This window comes from Methylopila henanensis, assembly GCF_042681025.1.
Taxonomy (GTDB): Bacteria; Pseudomonadota; Alphaproteobacteria; order Rhizobiales; family Methylopilaceae; genus Methylopila; species Methylopila henanensis.
Genome location: NZ_JBHUER010000010.1, coordinates 36,772 through 57,384, shown reverse-complemented (window position 1 = coordinate 57,384; position 20,613 = coordinate 36,772). Strand labels below are relative to the sequence as shown.

At 70.2% G+C, this 20,613-nt stretch carries 18 protein-coding genes and 1 tRNA gene; 10 read left to right on the top strand and 9 right to left on the bottom strand.

The window, feature by feature from the left end:
- Window positions 1–172 precede the first annotated feature (172 nt).
- Complete coding sequence (dxs, locus tag ACFSCV_RS13375) at window positions 173–2,089, top strand: 1-deoxy-D-xylulose-5-phosphate synthase (protein WP_378800078.1); 1,917 nt, start codon at window positions 173–175, stop codon at window positions 2,087–2,089.
- A gap of 69 nt (window positions 2,090–2,158) precedes the next feature.
- Window positions 2,159–2,716 (top strand): DUF1003 domain-containing protein, encoded by a 558-nt coding sequence (locus ACFSCV_RS13370; RefSeq protein ID WP_378800077.1) that lies wholly within the window; start codon window positions 2,159–2,161, stop codon window positions 2,714–2,716.
- A 13-nt stretch (window positions 2,717–2,729) separates the two neighbouring features.
- Here ACFSCV_RS13370 and lipB read toward each other — a convergent pair whose 3' ends face one another.
- On the bottom strand, window positions 2,730–3,482 hold the full coding sequence (gene lipB, locus ACFSCV_RS13365; RefSeq protein ID WP_378800076.1) for a lipoyl(octanoyl) transferase LipB: 753 nt from the start codon (window positions 3,480–3,482) through the stop codon (window positions 2,730–2,732).
- Between the two features lie 74 nt (window positions 3,483–3,556).
- Here lipB and ACFSCV_RS13360 point away from each other — a divergent pair, with 74 nt between their 5' ends.
- Together ACFSCV_RS13360 and ACFSCV_RS13355 are read left to right on the top strand one after the other, a co-directional pair.
- A complete protein-coding gene (locus ACFSCV_RS13360; protein WP_271198869.1) occupies window positions 3,557–3,838 on the top strand; it encodes a FliM/FliN family flagellar motor switch protein in 282 nt (93 codons plus the stop codon).
- A 236-nt stretch (window positions 3,839–4,074) separates the two neighbouring features.
- Window positions 4,075–4,159, top strand: a tRNA-Leu gene (locus ACFSCV_RS13355).
- An 86-nt stretch (window positions 4,160–4,245) separates the two neighbouring features.
- On the opposite strand, the gene ACFSCV_RS13350 is transcribed toward ACFSCV_RS13355, so the two are convergent.
- Window positions 4,246–4,731: a DUF4231 domain-containing protein gene (locus tag ACFSCV_RS13350; protein WP_378800075.1), complete on the bottom strand. Its 486-nt coding sequence runs from the start codon at window positions 4,729–4,731 to the stop codon at window positions 4,246–4,248.
- Window positions 4,732–4,845: 114 nt separating this feature from the next.
- Window positions 4,846–6,546, bottom strand: a complete 1,701-nt coding sequence (locus tag ACFSCV_RS13345; RefSeq protein WP_378800074.1) for a DUF2235 domain-containing protein — start codon at window positions 6,544–6,546, stop codon at window positions 4,846–4,848.
- Between the two features lie 122 nt (window positions 6,547–6,668).
- Between ACFSCV_RS13345 and mgtE the strand changes: the two genes are divergently transcribed.
- The 3 genes from mgtE to ACFSCV_RS13330 all read left to right on the top strand — a co-directional run bounded on the left by mgtE (window position 6,669) and on the right by ACFSCV_RS13330 (window position 9,227).
- Window positions 6,669–8,093 carry a magnesium transporter gene (gene mgtE / locus ACFSCV_RS13340; protein WP_378800073.1) on the top strand — a complete coding sequence of 475 codons (1,425 nt, stop codon included), beginning with the start codon at window positions 6,669–6,671 and terminating at the stop codon, window positions 8,091–8,093.
- 96 nt (window positions 8,094–8,189) lie between these two features.
- The gene (locus ACFSCV_RS13335; protein WP_271198866.1) at window positions 8,190–8,339 is read left to right on the top strand and encodes a hypothetical protein; all 150 of its coding nucleotides are present in this window, start codon (window positions 8,190–8,192) and stop codon (window positions 8,337–8,339) included.
- A 75-nt stretch (window positions 8,340–8,414) separates the two neighbouring features.
- Window positions 8,415–9,227, top strand: a complete 813-nt coding sequence (locus ACFSCV_RS13330) for a glycoside hydrolase family 25 protein (RefSeq protein ID WP_378800072.1) — start codon at window positions 8,415–8,417, stop codon at window positions 9,225–9,227.
- A gap of 90 nt (window positions 9,228–9,317) precedes the next feature.
- On the opposite strand, the gene ACFSCV_RS13325 is transcribed toward ACFSCV_RS13330, so the two are convergent.
- Window positions 9,318–10,439: an acyltransferase family protein gene (locus ACFSCV_RS13325; protein ID WP_378800071.1), complete on the bottom strand. Its 1,122-nt coding sequence runs from the start codon at window positions 10,437–10,439 to the stop codon at window positions 9,318–9,320.
- Between the two features lie 146 nt (window positions 10,440–10,585).
- On the opposite strand from ACFSCV_RS13325, the gene ACFSCV_RS13320 reads away from it, so the two are divergent.
- Window positions 10,586–11,380 (top strand): YdcF family protein, encoded by a 795-nt coding sequence (locus tag ACFSCV_RS13320; RefSeq protein ID WP_378800070.1) that lies wholly within the window; start codon window positions 10,586–10,588, stop codon window positions 11,378–11,380.
- Window positions 11,381–11,455: 75 nt separating this feature from the next.
- Window positions 11,456–13,414, top strand: coding sequence for a potassium transporter Kup (locus tag ACFSCV_RS13315; RefSeq protein ID WP_378800069.1), 1,959 nt, complete (start codon window positions 11,456–11,458; stop codon window positions 13,412–13,414).
- Window positions 13,415–13,468: 54 nt separating this feature from the next.
- Here the strand turns inward: ACFSCV_RS13315 and ACFSCV_RS13310 are convergent, their stop codons facing one another.
- The 3 genes from ACFSCV_RS13310 to ACFSCV_RS13300 are packed head-to-tail and all read right to left on the bottom strand — an operon-like array spanning window position 13,469 to window position 16,897.
- Window positions 13,469–13,813: a DUF3253 domain-containing protein gene (locus ACFSCV_RS13310; protein WP_378800068.1), complete on the bottom strand. Its 345-nt coding sequence runs from the start codon at window positions 13,811–13,813 to the stop codon at window positions 13,469–13,471.
- Between the two features lie 28 nt (window positions 13,814–13,841).
- Window positions 13,842–15,035, bottom strand: coding sequence for a YeeE/YedE thiosulfate transporter family protein (locus ACFSCV_RS13305; RefSeq protein ID WP_378800067.1), 1,194 nt, complete (start codon window positions 15,033–15,035; stop codon window positions 13,842–13,844).
- Window positions 15,032–16,897: an ABC-F family ATP-binding cassette domain-containing protein gene (locus tag ACFSCV_RS13300; RefSeq protein WP_378800066.1), complete on the bottom strand. Its 1,866-nt coding sequence runs from the start codon at window positions 16,895–16,897 to the stop codon at window positions 15,032–15,034. The genes ACFSCV_RS13305 and ACFSCV_RS13300 overlap by 4 nt, the downstream gene beginning before the upstream one ends.
- Before the next feature lie 175 nt (window positions 16,898–17,072).
- On the opposite strand from ACFSCV_RS13300, the gene ACFSCV_RS13295 reads away from it, so the two are divergent.
- Entirely contained in the window at window positions 17,073–19,094 is a 2,022-nt protein-coding gene (locus ACFSCV_RS13295) for a PhoX family protein (protein WP_378800065.1), read from the top strand.
- 61 nt (window positions 19,095–19,155) lie between these two features.
- Here the strand turns inward: ACFSCV_RS13295 and ACFSCV_RS13290 are convergent, their stop codons facing one another.
- Together ACFSCV_RS13290 and ACFSCV_RS13285 are read right to left on the bottom strand one after the other, a co-directional pair.
- Window positions 19,156–19,896 carry an aspartate/glutamate racemase family protein gene (locus ACFSCV_RS13290; RefSeq protein WP_378800064.1) on the bottom strand — a complete coding sequence of 247 codons (741 nt, stop codon included), beginning with the start codon at window positions 19,894–19,896 and terminating at the stop codon, window positions 19,156–19,158.
- Between the two features lie 10 nt (window positions 19,897–19,906).
- Window positions 19,907–20,613: ABC transporter permease (locus ACFSCV_RS13285; RefSeq protein WP_378800063.1), on the bottom strand; the 707-nt coding region annotated here is incomplete at its 5' end.

Genomic DNA, 20,613 nt, shown 5'->3' with positions numbered 1-20,613 from the left:
AGACAGCGGCGCTTCAGCCTTGTCATCGCTCAATGAACTAGCGCGTCGCGGCGTCGCGGCAACCGCGCGGGGCGCTCGACGCCTCTCGGGCCGACGAACGTCGTCGTTTGCGGGCGTCCCAGCGGTGGTGTAACGCTCGGCCCTTCCGTTTCGAAGGATCGACGTCGTCACCGTGACCGAAGCTTCGCCCACGCCGCTGCTGGACGCCGTCGTCGTTCCCGCGGATCTGCGGCGCCTCTCCGAAGATCAGCTTCCCCAGCTCGCCGACGAACTCCGGCGCGAGACCATCGACGCCGTCTCCGTGACCGGCGGCCATCTCGGCGCGGGCCTCGGCGTGGTGGAGCTGACGGTCGCGCTGCATCATGTGTTCGACACGCCCCGCGACCGGCTCGTCTGGGACGTCGGCCACCAGGTCTATCCGCACAAGATCATCACCGGCCGCCGCGACCGCATCCGCACCCTGCGCAAGGGCGGCGGCCTGTCGGGCTTCACCAAGCGCTCCGAAAGCGAATACGACGCGTTCGGCGCCGGGCATTCGTCGACGTCGATCTCCGCCGGCCTCGGCATGGCGGTGGCGCGCGAGCTGACGGGTGAGGGCGGCCACGTCGTCTGCGTGATCGGCGACGGCGCCATGTCGGCCGGCATGGCCTATGAGGCGATGAACAACGCCGGGGCGCTGGGCTCGCGGCTGATCGTCATCCTGAACGACAACGACATGTCGATCGCGCCGCCGACCGGCGCGATGTCGGCCTATCTCGCGCGCCTCGTCTCGGGCCGCACCTATCTGTCGCTGCGCGAGATCGGCCGGGGGCTGGCGAAGCGCTTGCCGAAGTTCGTCGAGCGCGGCGCGGCGCGGGCCGAGGAGTACGCCCGCGGCCTCGCCATGGGCGGCACGCTGTTCGAGGAGCTCGGCTTCTACTATGTCGGCCCGATCGACGGCCACAATCTGGAGCATCTGCTCCCGGTCCTGAAGAACGTGCGCGACGCCGACCAGGGACCGGTGCTGATCCACGTGGTGACGCAGAAGGGCAAGGGCTACGCGCCGGCGGAGGCCTCCGCCGACAAGTACCACGGCGTCTCCGCCTTCGACGTGGTGTCCGGCGCGCAGTCGAAGCCGAAGGCCAACGCGCCGAGCTACACCAAGGTGTTCGCCCAGAGCCTGATCGCGGAGGCGCGCGAGGACGAGCGCGTCGTCGCGATCACCGCCGCGATGCCGGGCGGCACGGGGCTCGACCTGTTCGGCGAGGCTTTCCCTAAGCGGACCTTCGACGTCGGCATCGCCGAGCAGCACGCCGTCACCTTCGCGGCGGGGCTCGCGGCGGAAGGGCTGAAGCCGTTCTGTGCGATCTACTCCACCTTCCTGCAGCGCGCCTACGACCAGGTCGTGCACGACGTGGCGATCCAGAGGCTGCCCGTGCGCTTCGCGCTCGACCGCGCCGGCCTCGTCGGCGCGGACGGGGCGACGCACGCCGGCGCCTATGACATCGCCTATCTCGGCTGCCTGCCGGAGATGACCCTGATGGCGCCGGCTGACGAGGCCGAGCTCGTCCACATGGTCGCGACCGCCGCCGCCTTTGACGAGGGCCCGATCGCGTTCCGATATCCCCGCGGGGAGGGCGTCGGCGTGGAGCTGCCGGGGCGGGGCGCGATCCTGCCCATCGGCCGCGGCCGGATCGTCCGTGAAGGGTCGACGGTCGCGCTGCTTTCGCTCGGCACGCGGCTGAAGGCCGCGACCGAGGCGGCGGAGGAGCTCGGCTTGCGCGGCGTCTCGACCACGGTCGCGGACGCGCGCTTCGCGAAGCCGCTCGACCGCGACCTGATCGTGCGGCTCGCCCGCGAGCACGAGGTGCTGCTGACCGTCGAAGAGGGCTCGTCCTGCGGCTTCGGCGCGCTGGTGCTGCAGCTCCTCGCGGGCGAGGGCCTGCTCGACCGCGGCCTCAAGATCCGCACGCTGACGCTGCCGGACCGCTTCCAGGACCACGACCGCCCGGAGCGGCAGATCGCGGAGGCCGGCCTCGACGCCTCGGCGATCGCCGGAGCGGCGCTCGCCGCTCTCGGGCGCGACGCCCGGCCGGCGCTGAGGGCCTGAGGTCCGGCCGGCTGGCGCGCCGGTCCCCGGCGCCGCATCCTGACGCGACCGACGTCAGGAGCGAACGACATGAGCGACATCGTCCATTCCGCGGCGCGCTGGCTGGGACGTCCGGCCGAGGCGCTGGACGAGGCGGAGACGCGCGTTCTGAAGAGCGCGGCCGCCCGACGCACCGTCTCGCGCCCGCCGAACGAGGCCTTCGACCAGAACATGAGCTTCGGCGAACGGCTCGCCGACCGCGTCGCGAGCTTCGGCGGCTCGTGGACGTTTATCATGGCCTTCGGCGCGTTCCTGGTGGTCTGGGTCGTCGCCAATGTCGGCCTGCTGGCGCGGCCGTTCGACGCCTATCCCTTCATCTTCCTCAACCTGATGCTGTCGATGATCGCGGCGGTGCAGGCGCCGATCATCATGATGAGCCAGAACCGGCAGGCCGCGAAGGACCGGCAGGACGCCGCGCTCGACTACGAGGTCAATCTCAAGGCCGAGATCGAGATCATGGCGCTGCACGAGAAGCTCGACCGGCTGCGCGACGACCATCTCGCGGCCATGCTCGCGCAGCAGCAGGAGCAGATCCGGCTGCTGACCGAGCTCGTGGCGTCGCGGGCCTCGCCCGCCGCGCCGAGCTGAGGTCCGGCGCGCTCTAGGCGGCGCCGAGGGTGATCTTCTCCACGACCCGCGTGGGTCCGAACACCTCCTCGAAGGTCTCGCGCAGCGCCATGTCGACCTCGGGCATGGTCACGATCCGTCCGAGGTCGGCGAGGCTCGTCACGCCGTGGTCGCTGACGCCGCAGGGCACGATGCCGGCGTAGTGCGACAGCTCCGGCTCGACGTTGAGGCTGACGCCGTGGAACGTCGCCCAGCGCCGCACCCTGATGCCGATGGCGGCGATCTTGTCCTCGGCGTCGCGGGCCCGCTCCGGCCGGCGCACCCAGACGCCGACGCGGTCCTCGCGGCGCTCGCCGGCGACGCCGAAGCGGTCGAGCGTCGCGATCAGCCAGTCCTCGAGGCCCGCCACGAAGCGCCTCAGGTCCGGCCCGCGCCGCTTCAGGTCCAGCATCACATAGGCCACCCGCTGGCCGGGCCCGTGATAGGTGTACTGCCCGCCGCGCCCGGTGGCGTAGACCGGGAACAGGTCCGGCCGCACCAGATCGGCGGGCTGGGCGCTGGTGCCGGCGGTGTAGAGCGGCGGATGCTCCACCAGCCAGACCAGTTCGTCCGCGGCGCCGTCGGCGATCGCGGCGGCGCGCGCCTCCATCACCCGCACGGCGGCGGCGTAGTCGGTCAGGCCTTCGCCGACGAGCCATTCGACCGCCGGCGCGCCGGCGGGGGCGGGCAGCCGCGCGAGCGCGCCGCGGGCGCCGGCCGGAGACGAGGGGCGAACGGGCTCAACCATGCCTTAACCATAACCGTGCTGCACTGGGCTCGCGGCCCCCGGACGGGAGCCGCGCGCTCCGGAGATGTCGTTTCGTGCCGCGTATCGACAAGGTCAACCTCGAGCTCTCGATCGTGCTCGGCGCCGCGCGGATGCCGATCCACCAGCTGCTGCGCATGGGCCGCGGCGCGGTGATCGAGCTTGCCGCCACCGAGGACGACGCCGTCACCATCCTCGCCAACGACCATCCGATCGCCCGCGGCGCGGTGTTCGTCAACGGCGACCGCATCGGCGTCGAGATCACCTCGATGATCCAGCGCGAGGAAAAAGGCCGCACCGAGCGCCTGGTCGGCGGCGCCGAGGCCGACGCGGCCTGAACGGAGCGCCGGCGCGTCCGGCCCCGCCGCGGGAATCGGGCGCCTGCGCCTCGTCCCGCGCTCCGACGCCTGTCGATTCTTCGCCCGCCATTCCGTCCTGACCCGCGCTCCGCCCCCGGCCGACGCCTCCGGACGCACGGCGCGCCCGTGGTTTCACAGGGGCTTTCGACCGCGCGTCGCGCCGCGCCGTTCCGCCCTTGTGGAGCCGTCGTCGATTTGTTATCAGCACCGCCGTCGCGGTCGTGGCGGAACTGGTAGACGCGCAGCGTTGAGGTCGCTGTGGGGCAACCCGTGGAAGTTCGAGTCTTCTCGACCGCACCATAGACTTGGCTGCATACCTCATGCGGCGGAACAAGCCCCGGAGCCCCAAGCTCCGGGGCTTGTTCGTTTTTAGGGCTCGCTCGGGTTTAGGCGCTGCCGGACCTAGCTCGGGGAGGGGTTCCTTTAACGCTTTCGTCCGCGACGCGAAATTTGAAGAAGTTGTCGGACTCCGTTTGCAACAGTGCTTCGACATTGTCGAACAGCTTGTCGAAGTTTTCGACTTGCGTGGAGATCGGCCCGATCGATCGGCCCGCCGCGATCGCCGCCTCACGACGACCGTAGTCTCTCACCATTCTTTCGAGCATGCGCTCAGTGGACCTGAAATGCCGCCATTCTTCCCCCCATCGAAACTGGGTGTCCAGCCCCGCTAGCACCGCAACCAGAATTGCGGCCCATGTCGCCCAGCCCTTGTCTTCGGCTGTCGTAAGTGCGGGCAGAGACGCGCTTGTCACGACCAAGCCCAAGCGAAGCGCAATGAATTGGTACATGGCCCGATCGGCCATTTTTCTGTTTTGTTTGATCGAATTGCGTACGTGCTGAAGAAAGGTCGTTTCAAAATTCTCTGCGCCCATATGACGGCCTATTTTCAGGATATAGATAAAAGAGCGTCGAGATGGTCCGCTCGATGGTGCATAAAATTATAGTTTTGAAGAGCAGTGTCGCTCGTGATCGGATGACATTTTACCTCAGGTTCGCCTCACCGTCAGCTTCACGCTTCCGCGGTTGTTGTCGTAGGTCTGCCAGGCGTCGTTCGCGAAGCAGTAGAGATAGCCCGAGGCCTGCGGCGTGATCGTCGCCTTCGAGCCGATGTGGAAGGTCTCGTTGAGCGTGAGCCGGGCGTGGTCCTTGCTGGTCAGCGGCTTCTTGGCCAGCGAGCCGTCCTTCTCGAACCATTCGCCGCTCGCGATCATGCCGACGAGGGCGAACCAGCCGATTCCTTCCTCGCGCTTGGTCCACCAGAAGTCCGCCTGCGCGTTGCCGGTCAGCCGCTTGTAGAGGCTTTCCGCTCCGCCCCAGGCGGACGACAGCACATGGACGATCTCTGCCGGCTTGAACGTGCCGTCCCGCGCCCCGTCCGGGCCGCAGGCGATCGACTTGTCGAGCCATTCGCCGGTCGCCGCGAAGGAGTAGGCCGCTCCCTTCTCGAGATAGATCCCTGACGCGTTCCAGTGGTCGCGCGCGAACACGTCGACGGTTTTCTCCTCGCCGGGGGCGAGCGCGCGCGTCGGCCAGTAGGCGAACTGGCTGAGCGGCGGATCGTCGTAGCGGTCATAGGCGGAGGCGTGGATCGAGCCGTCGAGCTTGGCCGCCCGGGCGGCTGCGGGCGCGAAGCAGGGGGCCTCGCGCGGCCGGGTCTTCAGCTTCTTGAACACGCCGGTCAGCGAATCGTGCAGCACGTCGCGCGCGTTCGGGACCACCTGCGCGGCCGCGCCCTTGCGGAAGACGAGGCCCCCAAGCGTCGCGGGCTCGGGCGCGCCGTCCTTCGCCTTCACGGGAGACGAGGCGTCCGCCGCCTGGTCCATCATCCACTTCAGCGCGCCGTTCGCGAGACCCGTCTGCACGTAGCCGCCGCCCACGTCGGAATGGACGCCGGGGAACCAGACCTGCGCGACGTTCTGCTTCGGCGGGGTGTCGACCCACAGCGTCGGCGTGAAGCTCTGCCGCCGCTCGTCGAGCGCGACGGCGTGCCGGGCGTAGCCGACATTGTCGCTGAGCGCGGTGTCGTGGAACTCGTAAGCGGTCGGATCGTCGATCAGGTTGAGCAGCGCCATGTCGTCGGGGATGCCGAGCGCGCCGACCGTGTCCCACACGCCGATGAAGTGGATCGGCGTCTTGCCCGCGACCTTCTGGCCCTTGGAGAAGCCGAGGACGGGGCGTGCGTCGGTCGCCTCGACGTCCTTCGCCCTCGCGCGGTAGGCGTCATAGGTCGCGTCGACCGCCGCCCAGATCTCGGCGTCGGTCATCCCGGCCGTGTCGATGAGGCCGCAGCGGGAGATCATCCCGCTGAGCGAACGCGCGGTGAAGGCGCCGCGGCTGAAGCCGAACAGCCAGATGCGGTCTTTCGGCCGGTAGGCGCCGGCCAGCCATCTGTACGCGCTCTTGACGTTCTGGCCGAGCCCGGCGCCGACGCCGCCTCCGAGCGCGCGCTCCCACCAGCCGCCGTCCGTGCCGACGCCGGGATGGTAGTAGCGCCGGATCGGCGTCTTGTCGGCCCCGGTCTCCGCGAGCGCGTTGTAGATCTTGACCACATTGGTCGGCGCCGGGAGGCCTCCGTCGAGGTCGTCGGGCGTGTTCCAGGTCCCGTCGCAGCACACCACCACGTCAGCCATGCCGTCCCCCGATCTTCGGCCTTTTTTGGCCTGCAGGGCGAAGACTGCGCTCGTCATGCGTGTATCGCAAGCGGCGTTTCGCGGGCGCGCGGGGCGCGAGTTTTCCGCCTCAGGTTGCCGCGCCGCACAAGACGCCATACACCCCGCCCACGAGTTCACCCCATGTCCAGCGAGGGCGCATGACCGCTGACGCCGAGACGCGCGCCGGGACGCCCGGACCGGACGTCGTGGACGCGATCCGCGACGAGGACGGCCGGCTGCGGCCGGGCTTCGTCGAGGCCGTCGTCGCGGCGATCGCGGCGAACGACGGCCCGCGCGTCTGCGAGCTCGCCGGCGACCTGCACGAGTCCGACGTCGGCGACCTGATCGAGACGCTGGAGCCGGACGACCGCCCGAAGCTGATCGAGCTGCTGGGCAAGGAGTTCGACTTCACCGCGCTGACGGAGGTCGACGAGACCGTCCGCGTCCGCCTGCTGGAGGAGCTGCCGCCCGAGACGGTGGCGGAGGGCGTCCGCGACATCGATTCCGACGACGCGGTCTACATCCTCGAGGACCTCGACGAGGTCGACCGCGCCCGCATCCTCGACCAGCTTCCGGCGCCCGACCGGGTCGCGCTCACGCGCAGCCTCGACTTTCCGGAAGAGTCCGCCGGCCGGCGCATGCAGAACGAGTTCGTGGCCACGCCGCCGTTCTGGACGGTCGGCCACGTCATCGACCACATCGCCGACACGCCCGGCCTGCCGGAGACGTTCTACGAGGTGTTCGTCGTCGATCCCGCGCACAAGCTGCTGGGCTCGGTGCCGCTCGACCGGCTGCTGCGGACCCGGCGCTCCACGCTGATGCAGGACATCCTGGAGGAGGACCCGCGCACCGTCCGCGCCACCGACGACCAGGAGGCGGCGGCGCGGATGTTCGAGCGCTACAACCTCGTCTCGGCGGCGGTGGTCGACGACGCCGACCGGCTCGTCGGCGTGCTTATGGTCGACGACATTCTCGACGTCATCGAGCAGGAGGCCGACGAGGACCTGCGCGCGCTCGGCGGCGTGACCGGCGACGAGGAGATCTCGGACTCGGTGCTCTACACCGCCAAGAGCCGCATCCCGTGGCTGCTGGTGAACCTGTGCACCGCCTTCTTCTCGGCGAGCGTCATCGGCCTGTTCGAAGCCCCCATCGAGCAGATGGTGGCGCTCGCGGTGCTGATGCCGATCGTCGCCTCCATGGGCGGCAACGCCGGCACCCAGACCATGACGGTCGCGGTGCGCGCGATCGCGACCCGCGACCTCGGCGGCCACAACGCCCGCCGCCTGATCGGCCGCGAGACGCTGGTCGGGCTCGCCAACGGCGCGGCGCTGGCGGCGCTTGTCGGCCTCGCGGCGGGGACGTGGTTCGCGAACCCGCAGCTCGGCGTGATCATCGGCGCGGCGATGGTGGTGAACTTCGTCTGCGCCGGCCTGTTCGGCATCCTGATCCCGCTCGGGCTCGACAAGCTGAAGGCCGATCCGGCGGTCGCCTCGGGCGTGTTCGTGACCACGATCACAGACGTCGTGGGCTTCTTCGCCTTCCTCGGCCTCGCGAGCTGGTGGTTCGGCCTCAGCCTGCGCTGACTCATCGCCGCCGACATGGTGAGCGAGCGATTAACGATTTCGCCACGTTCCTCCGCTTTGCTGGCCCGCATGAGTTCGCGTGACAGGAGGCCGTCGATGAAGGATCCCGCAGTGGCGCGCGTCGCCGGAGCCGTGGTGTTCTCGACGCTTCTTGTGGCGCTGGCGTTCGAGGGCGAGCGGGCCGCGCAACCGGTCAAGGCCGCCGAGGAGGTCGTCGCGATGATTCGCGACGCGGCCGACCGCTGAACGTTCACGCAGCCGTGAAAATCCGCCGCGCCAACGCGGCATAGACTGTCGCAGAGGCATTCGGGGGACCGGCGCATGGCGAAGGCGAGGGGGACGAAAGCGCTGCGCGCCTTTCTGGGCGTCGCTTTCGCCGCGGCGGCGCTTGCGGGCTGCTCCACCGTCGGTCCGGAAGTGGAGCGCACCGCGCTCACCACGGAGATCGATCCGTCCACCGGCATCGGCGCCGCGCTCGCGGGCCGCGTCACCACCCCGGACGACCATCCGATCCACGGCATCGACGTCGCGAAGTACCAGGGCGAGATCGACTGGGCCGGCGTGCGCGCCTCCGGCGTCTCCTTCGCCTTCATCAAGGCGACCGAGGGCGGCGACCGGGTCGACGAGCGCTTCGAGCAGAACTGGGCCAGCGCCCGCGCCGCAGGCGTCCCGCGCGGCGCCTACCACTTCTATTATTTCTGCCGCACCGGCGCCGAGCAGGCCGCCTGGTTCATCCGCAACGTGCCGAACGACCCCGCCGCGCTGCCGCCCGTGCTCGACATGGAGTGGAACCACCTGTCGCCGTCCTGCAAGCGCCGCCCGCCGCGCGAGGAGGTGCTGCGCGAGATGGGCGTGTTCCTGTCGATGGTGGAGCGGCATTTCGGCAAGCGGCCGACGATCTACACCAGCGTCGACTTCCACCGCGACATCCTGGTCGGCGCGTTCCCGGGCCATCACTTCTGGCTGCGCAGCGTCGCCGGCCATCCGAGCCTGAAGTACCACGTCTCGCGGCGCTTCTCGTTCTGGCAGCACACCGCCACCGGCCGCATCGGCGGGGTCACCGGCAACGTCGACCGCAACGTGTTTATGGGCGACGCCGAAAGCTTCCGCCGCTACGCCGCCACCGGGCGGTGATCGGAACGCTCCCACCCGGAGCCTGATCCCACCGTCATGCCCGGCGGCTTGGCGCGGTCATGACGCGGGTTCCGTCGCCGACGGCAGCGCTCAGCGGTTGGTCGGACGGTCGGGCATCGGGTCGACCGCGCCGTCGCGCCAGGGCAGGCGGCGGGCGATCGCGCCCGTGATCGGATTGACCAGCGCGATCGACGGCGCCTCGACATAGCGCCACGACAGCCAGCCGGCAGCGAGCGCCAGCGGGAAGGCCAGCACGAACACGCCGACGGCGTTAAGCGACGGCGCCGCGTGGACCAGGCACTGCTCGATCAGGAAGCCGGACACATAGAAGCCGTAGGACCACGTGCCGAGCCGCGCGAGCGCGCCGGCGAGGGGCGGGCGGGCGAAGCCGATCACGACGATCGCATAGGCGATCAGCGCCATGCCGGCGAGCGCCGCGAGCGGGGTGAAGGCGAGCGGGACCGCGACGGCCGCGACCAGTCCGAACAGCCGCTTCGAGACCGGGATCCGGTCGGCGAAGGTCGCGAGCGCGATTCCAATGCCGAAGGCGGAGGTGAAGCGCACGAGGTGGTGCGGCGACCCGAGGTCGAGATGGGCGGCCTCGCCGTTCCAGAACCAGACGACGTTGACGGCGAGGGTGGCGACGAGGGCGGCGAGCGTCAGCGCCCGGCGCCCGACCAGCCCCAGCGCGCCCGCGATCGCGAGGCAGATCGCGAACACCAGCTCGTAGCGGACCGTCCAGAGCGGGATGTAGAGGGTGTTCGGCTCCGCGCCCTGGTCGAGCGTGGCGGGAAGCGTCGCGTTGATGTCGATCAGCGAGGTGACGGCGGCGATGAAGCGGAACGGCGCGCCGTCGGCGAAATAGGCCTCGAGCGGCAGGCGCGTCACGAGCGGCCCGATGACGAGGGCCGCGATCGCGGTCGAGACGAAGATGCCCGGCAGGTAGCGCATCAGCCGCGCCACGACGAAGCGCAGCGCGTCCGGCCGGGTCATGTAGCTGCGCGCGAGCAGCATGCCCGACAGGATGAAAAACGCATGCACGCCATGGAAGTCGAGCGAGAAGCCGAACACATGCATGAAGTCGGCGGTCTTCAGGTCGGGCGTCGTCACCACCCAGGCATGGGCCCAGAGCACAGCGGCGGCCGCGATGATGCGCACGGCCGCGAGGTCGTTCGAGCGCCGGTCAAGGCAGTCGGCGAGGGTCGGGGTCACGCTCTCCTCCGATGAGGCGCCGACGGTCTGGGACCCGCGCCGCCGTACGCTAAACCGTGGGATGTGAAAAAAGAGTCGTCGCTCCTCCCGACGGCGGCGCGTCGGCGCGACGCGTGGTCCTGCGCGCTCCGCCCGAAAGGCCTCGCATGTTCTTCGTCGCCTCCAAAATCCTCGGCTTCCTGGCGGCGCCCTCGAACGCGCTCGCGGTGATCGGGCTCGCGGGCGTCGCGCTTGCGGCGGCCGGCTGGCCGGCAGCGGGCGCCGCGGCGATGGCGACGGCGATCCTGGGCCTCGCCGCGGCCGGCTTCTCGCCGCTCGGCGCCTGGCTGCTGCTGCCGCTGGAGCAGCGGTTTCCGCGCGTGTCCGACTGTCCCGCCCCGGCCGGACTCGTGGTGCTGGGCGGCTCGTTCGACACCGCGATCGCCGGAGCGCGGCAAGAGGTCGCGCTCGCGGCGGCGGCGGAGCGGCTCACCGTCGTGGCCGAGCTCGCGCGGCGTTGGCCCGAGGCGCGTATCCTGTTCAGCGGGGGCTCGAACGCGCTGGTGGGCGAGGACGGCGCGACCGAGGCCGAACTGGCGCGCCGCCTGTTCGTCAGCTTCGGCGTCGCGGAGAACCGGCTGATCTTCGACGCCCGCTCGCGCAACACCGTGGAGAACGCGCGCTTCAGCCGCGAGGCGGCCGGCGAGGCCGCGGACGGGCGCTGGCTGCTGGTGACCTCCGCCTATCACATGCCGCGCGCGGTCGGCTGCTTCCGAGCGGCGGGCTTTCCCGTGGAGGCGTGGCCGGTGGACTACCGCACCCGGGGGCCGCAGGACGCCTGGGCGTTCTCGGCCTCGTTCAGCGCGGGGCTCCGCAGGACCGACATGGCCGCCCGCGAATGGGTCGGCCTTGTGGCCTACTGGCTGCTGGGATATGTGACCGCCCCGTTGCCTCGACCCTGATGGGGCACACATAGTGCGGGAGGATCGTCGCCGCGGCCGATCGACCTCCGGGAAGCAACGCGGCCCAAGGCGAACATGACCGACAGCTCATCCGAGCACCCCGCGCCGTCGTCCGAGGCGAGCCTCTCCGGCGCGACCGGCACCCATGGCGCCAGCGCCGCCGAAGCGACGGCCACCCATGGCGAGCGGCATAGCTTCTGGACCCTGACCATCGGCAGCGTCGGCGTCGTTTACGGCGACATCGGCACCAGCCCGCTCTACGCCATGCGCGAGTCCCTGCTCCATCTCGGCCACCAGCCGAGCACGGAGGAGGTGATCGGCATCGTCTCGCTGCTGACCTGGGCGCTGGTGGTGGTGGTGACGTTCAAATACGTCTTCATCCTGCTCCGGGCCGACAACCACGGCGAGGGCGGCACCCTGTCGCTGATGGCGCTGGCGCAGACCGCCATCGGCCGCAACAGCACGCTGCTGCTCGCGCTCGGCGCGGTCGGCGCGGCGCTGTTCTACGGCGACGCCATCCTGACGCCTGCGATCTCGGTGCTGTCGGCGGTCGAGGGCCTCAAGGTCGCGACGCCGGTGTTCGAGCCTTACATTCTGCCGATCACCATCGCGATCATCGTGGTGCTTTACGCCGTCCAGTCATCCGGCACGGGCAAGGTCGCCGCGCTGTTCGGGCCGGTCACGGTGGTGTGGTTCGTGGTGCTCGCGGTCCTCGGCGTGCTGCACATCTTCGACGCGCCGGTGGTGCTCCACGCGCTGAACCCCTACCACGCCGCGCTGTTTCTGGTCGATCATGGCTGGCTCGCCTTCATCGTGCTGGGCGCGACCTTCCTCGCCGTGACGGGGGCCGAGGCGCTCTACGCCGACATGGGCCATTTCGGCCGCGGGCCGATCCGCACCGCCTGGCTCGGCCTCGTGCTGCCGTCGCTCGTTCTGAACTATCTCGGCCAGGGCGGTCTCGCGATCTCCCACCCCGCGGCGATCAAGGACCTGTTCTTCCTGACCGCGCCCGAATGGTTCCGGCTGCCGCTCGTGCTGCTCGCCTGCCTCGCGACCGTGGTGGCGAGCCAGGCGGTGATCTCCGGCGCCTACTCGCTGACCCGCCAGGCGATGCAGCTCGGCATGCTGCCGCATCTCGAGGTGCAGCACACGTCCCAGACCCAGGCCGGCCAGATCTACATGCCCAAGGTCAACTGGCTGATGCTCGCGGGCGTGCTGGCGCTCGTCATCGTGTTCCAGAGCTCGAGCTCGCTCGCCGCCGCCTACGGCATCGCCGTCACGGGCACGATGATCGTGACCACGCTGCTCGCGATCGTCGTCATCGCCAAGTTCTGGAAGTTCGGCTGGCTCGCCGCCGTCGTCTGCATGACGCCGTTCCTGATCGTGGACGTCGCCTTCCTCAGCGCCAACCTGCTGAAGCTGCCGGACGGCGGCTACATCCCGCTGATCCTCGGCGCCGCGATCGTGGTGCTGATGTGGACCTGGATCCGCGGCGTGCGCTTCGTTGAGGGCCGCATCCGGCGCGAGAGCATTCCGATCGCCGAGTTCGCCAAGTCCATGTCCACGAGCTCGGCGACGCGGGTGAAGGGCACGGCGATGTACCTGACCTCGTCGCCCGAGATCGCGCCGCCCGCGCTGCTGCACAATCTCAAGCACAACAAGGTGCTGCACGAGCGCAACGTCATCCTGTCGGTCCGGACCGAACGCCAGCCGATCGTGCGCGAGGACGAGCGCATCGAGTTCGGAAAGGTCTCGGACGAGTTCTCGACCCTGATCGTCCGCTACGGCTTCATGGAGGACCCGAACCTCCCGCGCGCGCTGGCGCAGGCGAAGGCCTATGGCCTGCCGTTCGACATGATGAAGACGTCGTTCTTCGTCGGCCGGCGCTCGTTCCGCGCCTCCGCCAGCGTCGGCATGCCGCTGTGGCAGGACCACGTCTTCATCGGCCTGGTGCGCCAGTCCTTCGACGTGACCGAGTATTTCCGCATTCCCGCCGGCCGCGTGGTCGAGCTCGGCAACCAGATGGTGGTGTGAGGGGCGGAAGCGTCATCCCGGCCGAGCGAAGCGAGAGCCGGGATCGGGCGCAAGCTAGGGCGCCTCATCCGGATCGCGATCCCGGCTCTCCGCCTGTGGCTCCGGCCGGGATGACGGATCGGTCGTATCCTCGGCCGGCAGGCCGATCCGGTAGACGCCCTTGAAGCCGTCCGGGTCGACCGGCTTGCCCTTGCGGTAGATCGCGACCTCGCCGGCGCGGGCGAGGCCGACGGCCGCGGCCCGCACCGCCTTGATCCGGCCCTGCCAGGCGTCGCCCTCAAGCCCGTCGGCCGCGGCGGAGGCCTTCGCCGCTTCGGTGGGGCAGATAGTCTTGCCTGGCCCGCGTTCGGCGACAAGCCGTCGGATCGCCTCGGCGATGCTGTCGGTCGGGCGGGTCATGGCGCGTCCCTGTTCTTCTGCGGGCCGGTCACGAGACGGCCTGTGACGCCGCGCTCGGATCGCCCATGAGCTTCAGCGTGACGATGATGCCGAGCGAGGCCGAGGCCAGGAACACCCAGCCGGAGACCGCGCCCACCGCGACGCCCGCGATCGCCTCGCCGGTGACCGCGCCGAGCGCCGTCATCGCGCCCCAGCCGAGCATGATCCCGCCGACGAGCATCTCCACGCACTCGCGGGCCGTGACGCCGGTGAGGCTGAAACGGCCGGAGCCGACCGCGCAGGCGAAGGCGCCCACGACGAAGCCGACGATGATCACCACGTGGTGGGTGAGGGCGAAGCCCTCGATCCGGGGCACCACCAGCCCCGCGATCCCGGTGTCGAGACCGGGCAGATGGTCCGGCGCGAGACCGAGCGCGGTCGCGAGCCAGCGCGCGACCGTCGCGCATTCCGCGATCAGGCCGAGCGGTTCGCCGGCGGCGTAGCTCGCCGCGACGAGGACGCCCAGCAGTGCGCCGGCCGCGGTCGCCGGCCACGGCTCGATCAGCACCCGCCGCATGAACCCCGCGCCGGACGCGGCCGGCTTCGGGCGCCAGCGCCAGAGCGCTGCGACGAGAACGGCGATCGTCGCGAGTTGGGCCGCGAGCGCGCCGGCGAGGCCGAGGGAGTCCGGCAGCCACGGCGTCGGCGCGTGCTCGATCGCGGCCTCGAAGGTCCAGCGCCAGTGCGCCAGCGCCAGCACAAAGCCGGCGAACACTGCGAGCAGCGCGGGCGCCGCCACCAGCGAGCCCTCGCTGATGCGCCGGAGATGCACCATGACGCCGCCGCGCGCGATCACCGAGCCGACGCCGAACACGAAGCCCGCGATCGGCAGCAGCCAGTCCACCGGGCCGATGCGCGCGTTGGCGGGCGGCGCGAGGCCCAGGCCCGCGAGCGTTCCGAGCGTGAGCAGGGCGGCGACGGCGAGGGCGGCGAGGAAGCCCAGGAGCTGGCCGCTGTCCCTGAGCATCATCAGGTCGCGCCAGGCGCGCACCAGCGACAGCTCGCCCCGCTGCAGCGCCACCCCGAAGGCGACGCCCGCGACCAGCGCGAAGCTGCGCAGGCCGAACCCGCCGTCGAGCGCCGCGAAGGCGAACGAACCGGCGATGGCGAGGGCGATGATCGCGACCGCGAGCCCTGGCCGCGGGACCGCGAGATGCTTGAGGACGAGGGGACGCCGCGTCACGCGGCGGCGGCCTCTTCCACGCTGGCGCTCGCCTCCAGCCAGGTCTCCTCGGCTTCGGCCTTGGCGCGCTCGACTTCCGCGCGCTTGGCGCCCAGCGCCGCGGCCTTCTGGGGCTTGTCCGCGAAGCCGCCGCCGGCCGCGAGCTCCGCGTCGATGCGGGCGAGCTCGCGGTCGCAGGTCGCCATCAGCTCCTCAAGCGAGGCGATCTTCTTCTTGAGCGCGCCGACGTCGACCCGCTTCGACGCGGGTTCGGAGGACATGCCCGTGCCCTTGCCGACCTTCTTCGACTTCCCCGAACCTTCGGCCGACAGGATGTACTTGCGGTAGTCGTCGAGATCGCCGTCGAACGGTTCGACCCCGCCGCCGCCGACCACCCAGAGCCGGTCCGCGGTCGCGTCGAGCAGGTGGCGGTCATGGCTGATCAGGATGACCGCGCCGGAATACTCGTTCAGCGCCTGCGCGAGGCTTTCGCGGCTGTCGATGTCGAGATGGTTGGTCGGCTCGTCCAGGATCAGCAGATGCGGTGCGTGCCAGACCGCGAGGCCGAAGGCGAGGCGCGCCTTCTCGCCGCCGGACATCTTGCCGACCTTGGTGTTGGCCTTGTCGCCGGGGAAGCCGATCTGCGCGACCTTGCCGCGCACCTGCGCGTCGCCGGCGGTCGGCATCAGGCGGCGGATGTGGTCGTAGGGCGTGCCCTCGACGTCGAGGTCCTCGACATGGTGCTGGGCGAAGAAGCCGACCAGCATCTTCTCGGACTTGTTGACGCGGCCCGCGCTCGCCTGAAGGCGGTTCGCCAGCAGCTTGGCGAAGGTGGACTTGCCGTTGCCGTTCGAGCCGAGCAGCGCGATGCGGTCGTCCGGATCGATGCGGATGTTGAGCTTGTGCAGGATGGTGCGGTCGCCGTAGCCCGCCGAGACGCCGTCGAGCGCGACCAGCGGCGGCGCCAGCTCGCGCTCCGGCTCCGGAATGCGGAACGGCACCACGCTGCTTTCGACCACGGCGTTGATCGGCTGCATCTTCGCGAGCCGCTTGACGCGCGACTGGGCCTGCGTCGCTTTGGACGCCTTCGCCTTGAAGCGGGCGATGAAGGCCTCGAGCCGGGCGCGCTCCTCGGCCTGCGCCTTCGCCGCCTTCTGGTCGAGCGCCAGCTTCTCGCGGCGCATCCGGTCGAAGGCGTCGTAATTGCCCTTCCAGACCGTCAGCTTGCCCTGATCGAAGTGCAGGATGTGGTCGACGGAAGCGTTCAGCAGGTCGCGGTCGTGGCTGATGACCAGCGTCGTGCGCGGGTACTTCGCGAGATAGTCCTGCAGCCAGAGCGTGCCCTCGAGGTCGAGGTGGTTGGTCGGCTCGTCGAGCAGCAGCAGGTCCGGTTCGGAGAACAGCACCGCCGCGAGCGCGACGCGCATGCGCCAGCCGCCGGAGAAGTCGGAGCAGGGGCGCTGCTGCGCGTCGTCGTCGAAGCCGAGGCCCGACAGGATGCGGGCCGCCCGCGACGGCGCCTCGTAGGCGTCGATGTCGATCAGCCGCGTCACGATCTCGGAGATGCGGTCCGGATCGACGCAGGTCTCCGATTCCGCCATCAGCGCGGCGCGCTCCTTGTCGGCGGCGAGCACCACCTCGATCAGCGGCTCCGGCCCTGACGGCGCCTCCTGCGCCACGCGCCCGAGGCGCAGGCCCTTCGGCATGTTCACCGCGCCGTCGTCGGGCCCGATGTCGCCCGCGAGCAGCTTGAACAGGGTGGTCTTGCCGGTGCCGTTGCGGCCGACGACGCCGACGCGCGCGCCTTCGGGAAGGAAGGCGCTCGCGCGGTCGAGCAGCACGCGCCCCGCGACGCGGCAGGTGAGGTCTTCGATCTGGATCATGACAGCCTGCTTTTGGCGCCTGCGAACGGCGTTGTCCACGGTCGCGACGGCTGGCGCGCCACATGCCGCGGCCGTCAAACGCCTGACATGGACGGCGCCGCAGATTGGACCCGTTCCAGTTTCGGCGGCGGGCGAACCGGCCCGTCGTCTCCGAGGACCGTCACGGGGAAAATCGATGACTACTGACGACACGTCGGCCAAGGGCCGGGGCGCCGCCGACATCCGCGCGCATGAGGACGAAGAGGCGGCCGGCATCGACCGTCCGGGCCTGCACGCCGAAGGCGACGCGCGGCCGCACAACGAGCCGTTCCGCTCCGTGCTCGCCCGCAACATCGAGCGCCGCTCGTTCCTGCTCGGCGCGGCGGCGACGGTGCCGGTGCTGATGGCCGGCTCCGCGGCGCTGCTGCCGACCGAGGCCGAGGCCGGCGCCCGCCGCCTGTCGTTCAAGCCGATCGAGCCCTCGCAGGCCGACGACATCATCGTTCCGGAGAACTACGAGAGCCGTGTGCTGATCCGCTGGGGCGACCCGGTGCTGCCGACCGCGCCGACGTTCCAGCCGAACCGGCAGACGCCCGAGGCCCAGGCGCAGCAGTTCGGCTACAACTGCGACTTCGTCGGCTACTTCCCGCTCGACAGCGACCGCCGCGCCCTGCTGTGCGTGAACCACGAGTACACGTCCGGCGAGGACATGTTCAAGAACTACAGCCCAGGCGTGAACCGCAAGCAGGCCGAGGTCGAGATCGCGGCCCATGGCGGCTCGGTCGTGGAGATCCAACGCGCCGGCTCGATCTGGAGCGTCGTGAAGAGCGACCGCTACAACCGCCGCATCACCGGCGACACGCCGATGGTCATCACCGGCCCCGCCGCCGGCGAGCCGCTGATGAAGACCTCCGCCGACCCGACGGGCACGAAGGTGCTCGGCATGCTGAACAACTGCGCCGGCGGCAAGACGCCGTGGGGCACCTGGCTCACCTGCGAAGAGAACTTCAACCAGTACTTCGCCAACAACGGCTCGGCCGCCGATCCTGCGATCAAGGCGGCGCACGCGCGCTACGGCCTGTCGAGCGGCGCGACCGGCCGCAAGTGGGAGGCGTTCTTCGACCGCTTCGACGTGGTGAAGGAGCCGAACGAGCCGTTCCGCTTCGGCTGGGTGGTCGAGATCGACCCCTACGACCCGACCTTCGTGCCGCGCAAGCGCACCGCGCTCGGCCGCGCCAAGCACGAGGCCGCGACCACGGCGATCACCAAGGACGGCCGCGTCGCGGTCTACACCGGCGACGACCAGCAGTTCGACTACGTCTACAAGTTCGTCTCGAAGAACAAGTACGACCCCGCCAACCGCGCCGCGAACTTCGACCTGCTCGACGAGGGCGTGCTCTACGTCGCCAAGCTCCATGACGACAACACCGGCGAGTGGATCCCGCTCACGATCGACAACCCGCTGCTGAAGGGCAAGTTCGCGAGCCAGGGCGAGATCCTGATCAAGACCCGCCTCGCCGCCGACGCGGTCGGCGCGACCGCCATGGACAGGCCGGAGGACTGCCAGCCGAACCCGGTCAACGGCCGCGTCTACCTGACGATGACCAACAACAGCGCCCGTTCGAGCGTGGTCGCCGACTCCGGCTCGGCGCACGCCAATCCGCGCGTGCCGAACCTCAACGGCCACATCATCGAGCTGATCGAGCAGAAGAACGACCACGCGGCGACGGCGTTCAAGTGGGAGATCTTCCTGCTCTGCGGCAATCCCGAGATCGACCTCAAGACCGATCCGGACGCGCTGACGCCGGGCCTGCCCTCCAGCGCGACCTTCTTCGCCGGCTACGCCGACGCGACGAAGCTCGGCAAGATCGCGTCGCCGGACAACATCGCCTTCTGCAGCCGGGGCCATCTCTGGATCGCCACCGACGGGCAGCCGAACAGCGCCGACATCGGCCATCCGAACGACGCGCTGCACGTGGTGCCGACGGTCGGCCGCGACCGCGGCTATCTCCGGCAGTTCCTCAGCAGCCCCAAGGGCTCCGAGGTCTGCGGTCCAGAGTTCTCGGACGACGAGCGCACGCTGTTCTGCGCGATCCAGCATCCGGGCGAGGGCGGCGGCATCCCCAACACGATCAGCACCTGGCCGGACCGCCGGGAGCTGCCGCGCCCGGCCGTGATCGCCGTGCGCCGCGAGGACGGCAAGGACATCGGTCTCTGACCGATGCGTCCCGCGCGGAACGATAAGCCGGCGGCGGCCTTCGGGTCGCCGCCGTTTTTCGTCAGGACGTTTCGCCGCCGGGCGCGAAGGGCGCGAGCAGGCCCGCGTAGGTTTTGGGGGAGGGCGTGGCGTAAGCGCCGGTCTTCGCGGTCGCGAGGCCGAGCGCGACCAGCGCCTCGGCCTGCTTGACCGCCGCCGCGACGCCGTCGACCACCGGCAGGCCGAAGCGCGCGGACAGGGCCTTGGCGAGATCGGCCATACCGGCGCAGCCGAGCACGACGGCCTCGGCGCCGCCGGCCACGGCGCGCTCGATCTCGGCCTCGAGCTTCGCGCGCGCGCCCGATCCCGGCTCCTCCAGCGCGAGCACGGCCACGTCGCAGGCGCTGACCCGGACGCGCTCGGCGTAGCCGTAGCGGCGGACGAGCTCCTCCACCGGAACGACCGAGCGGGCGAGGGTGGTCACCACCGCGATCCGCTTCGCGATCTGCCCGGCGGTGACGAGCGCCGCCTCGCAGATGCCGACCACGGGGATATTTGCGAAGCTGCGCGCGGCGTCGAGCCCGGTGTCGTCGAAGCAGGCGACGATCGCCGCGTCGGCGCCGGCGCGCTGGCCGTCGGCGATCGCCGCGATCAGCCCGGGAACCGCGAAGGCCTCGTCATAAAATCCCTCGATCGAGGCCGGCCCCATCGGCGAGGTGACGGCGACGATCTCGGTGCCCGCGCCCGCGACCGAGCGCGCGGCCTCGCCGATCTTCGCGGTCATCGATGCCGTCGTGTTCGGATTGACGACGAGCAGCTTCACGCGAGCCGTCTCATGATGGCCCGAGCTTCTTGCGCTGCTTGCCGATCAGCGTGATCGCCGCCAGCGCCGCGAGGATCGCCGCGGCCGACACCAGCGTTGTCACCGCGCCGAGGGCGTAGAGCACCGGGGTCGTGACGTTGGTGGTCATGCCGTAGATCTCGAGCGGCAGCGTGTTGAACGAGCCCGCCGTCATCAGCGTGCGGGCGAACTCGTCGTAGGACAGCGTGAAGCCGAACAGTCCGACGCCCACGAGGCTCGGCAGGATCATCGGCAACACGACGTGGGCGAAGGTCTGCCAGTCCGAAGCGCCGAGGTCGCGCGCCGCCTCCTCATAGGCCGGCGAGAAGCGGTTGAACACCGCGAACATGATCAGCACGCCGAAGGGCAGCGTCCAAGTCAGGTGGGCGCCGAAGCCCGAGCTCCACCAGGCCGGCTGCCAGCCCACGATCTGGAAGGCGAGGCCGATGCCGAGGCTGACGAGGATCGACGGCACCACCAGGCTGGAGATCGTGAGGTAGAACAGCACGGTGGAGCCGAGGAAGCGGCGCCGGAAGGCGAGGCCTGCGAGCAGCGACACCAGCACGGTGGTGACCATCACCATCAGGCCGAGGATCAGCGAGCGCGTGAAGGCGCCGCCGAAATCGCCCACCGCCTGCTGCTCGAACAGGTTCTGGAACCAGCGCAGCGAGACCCCGTTCATCGGGAAGGTCAGGCCGC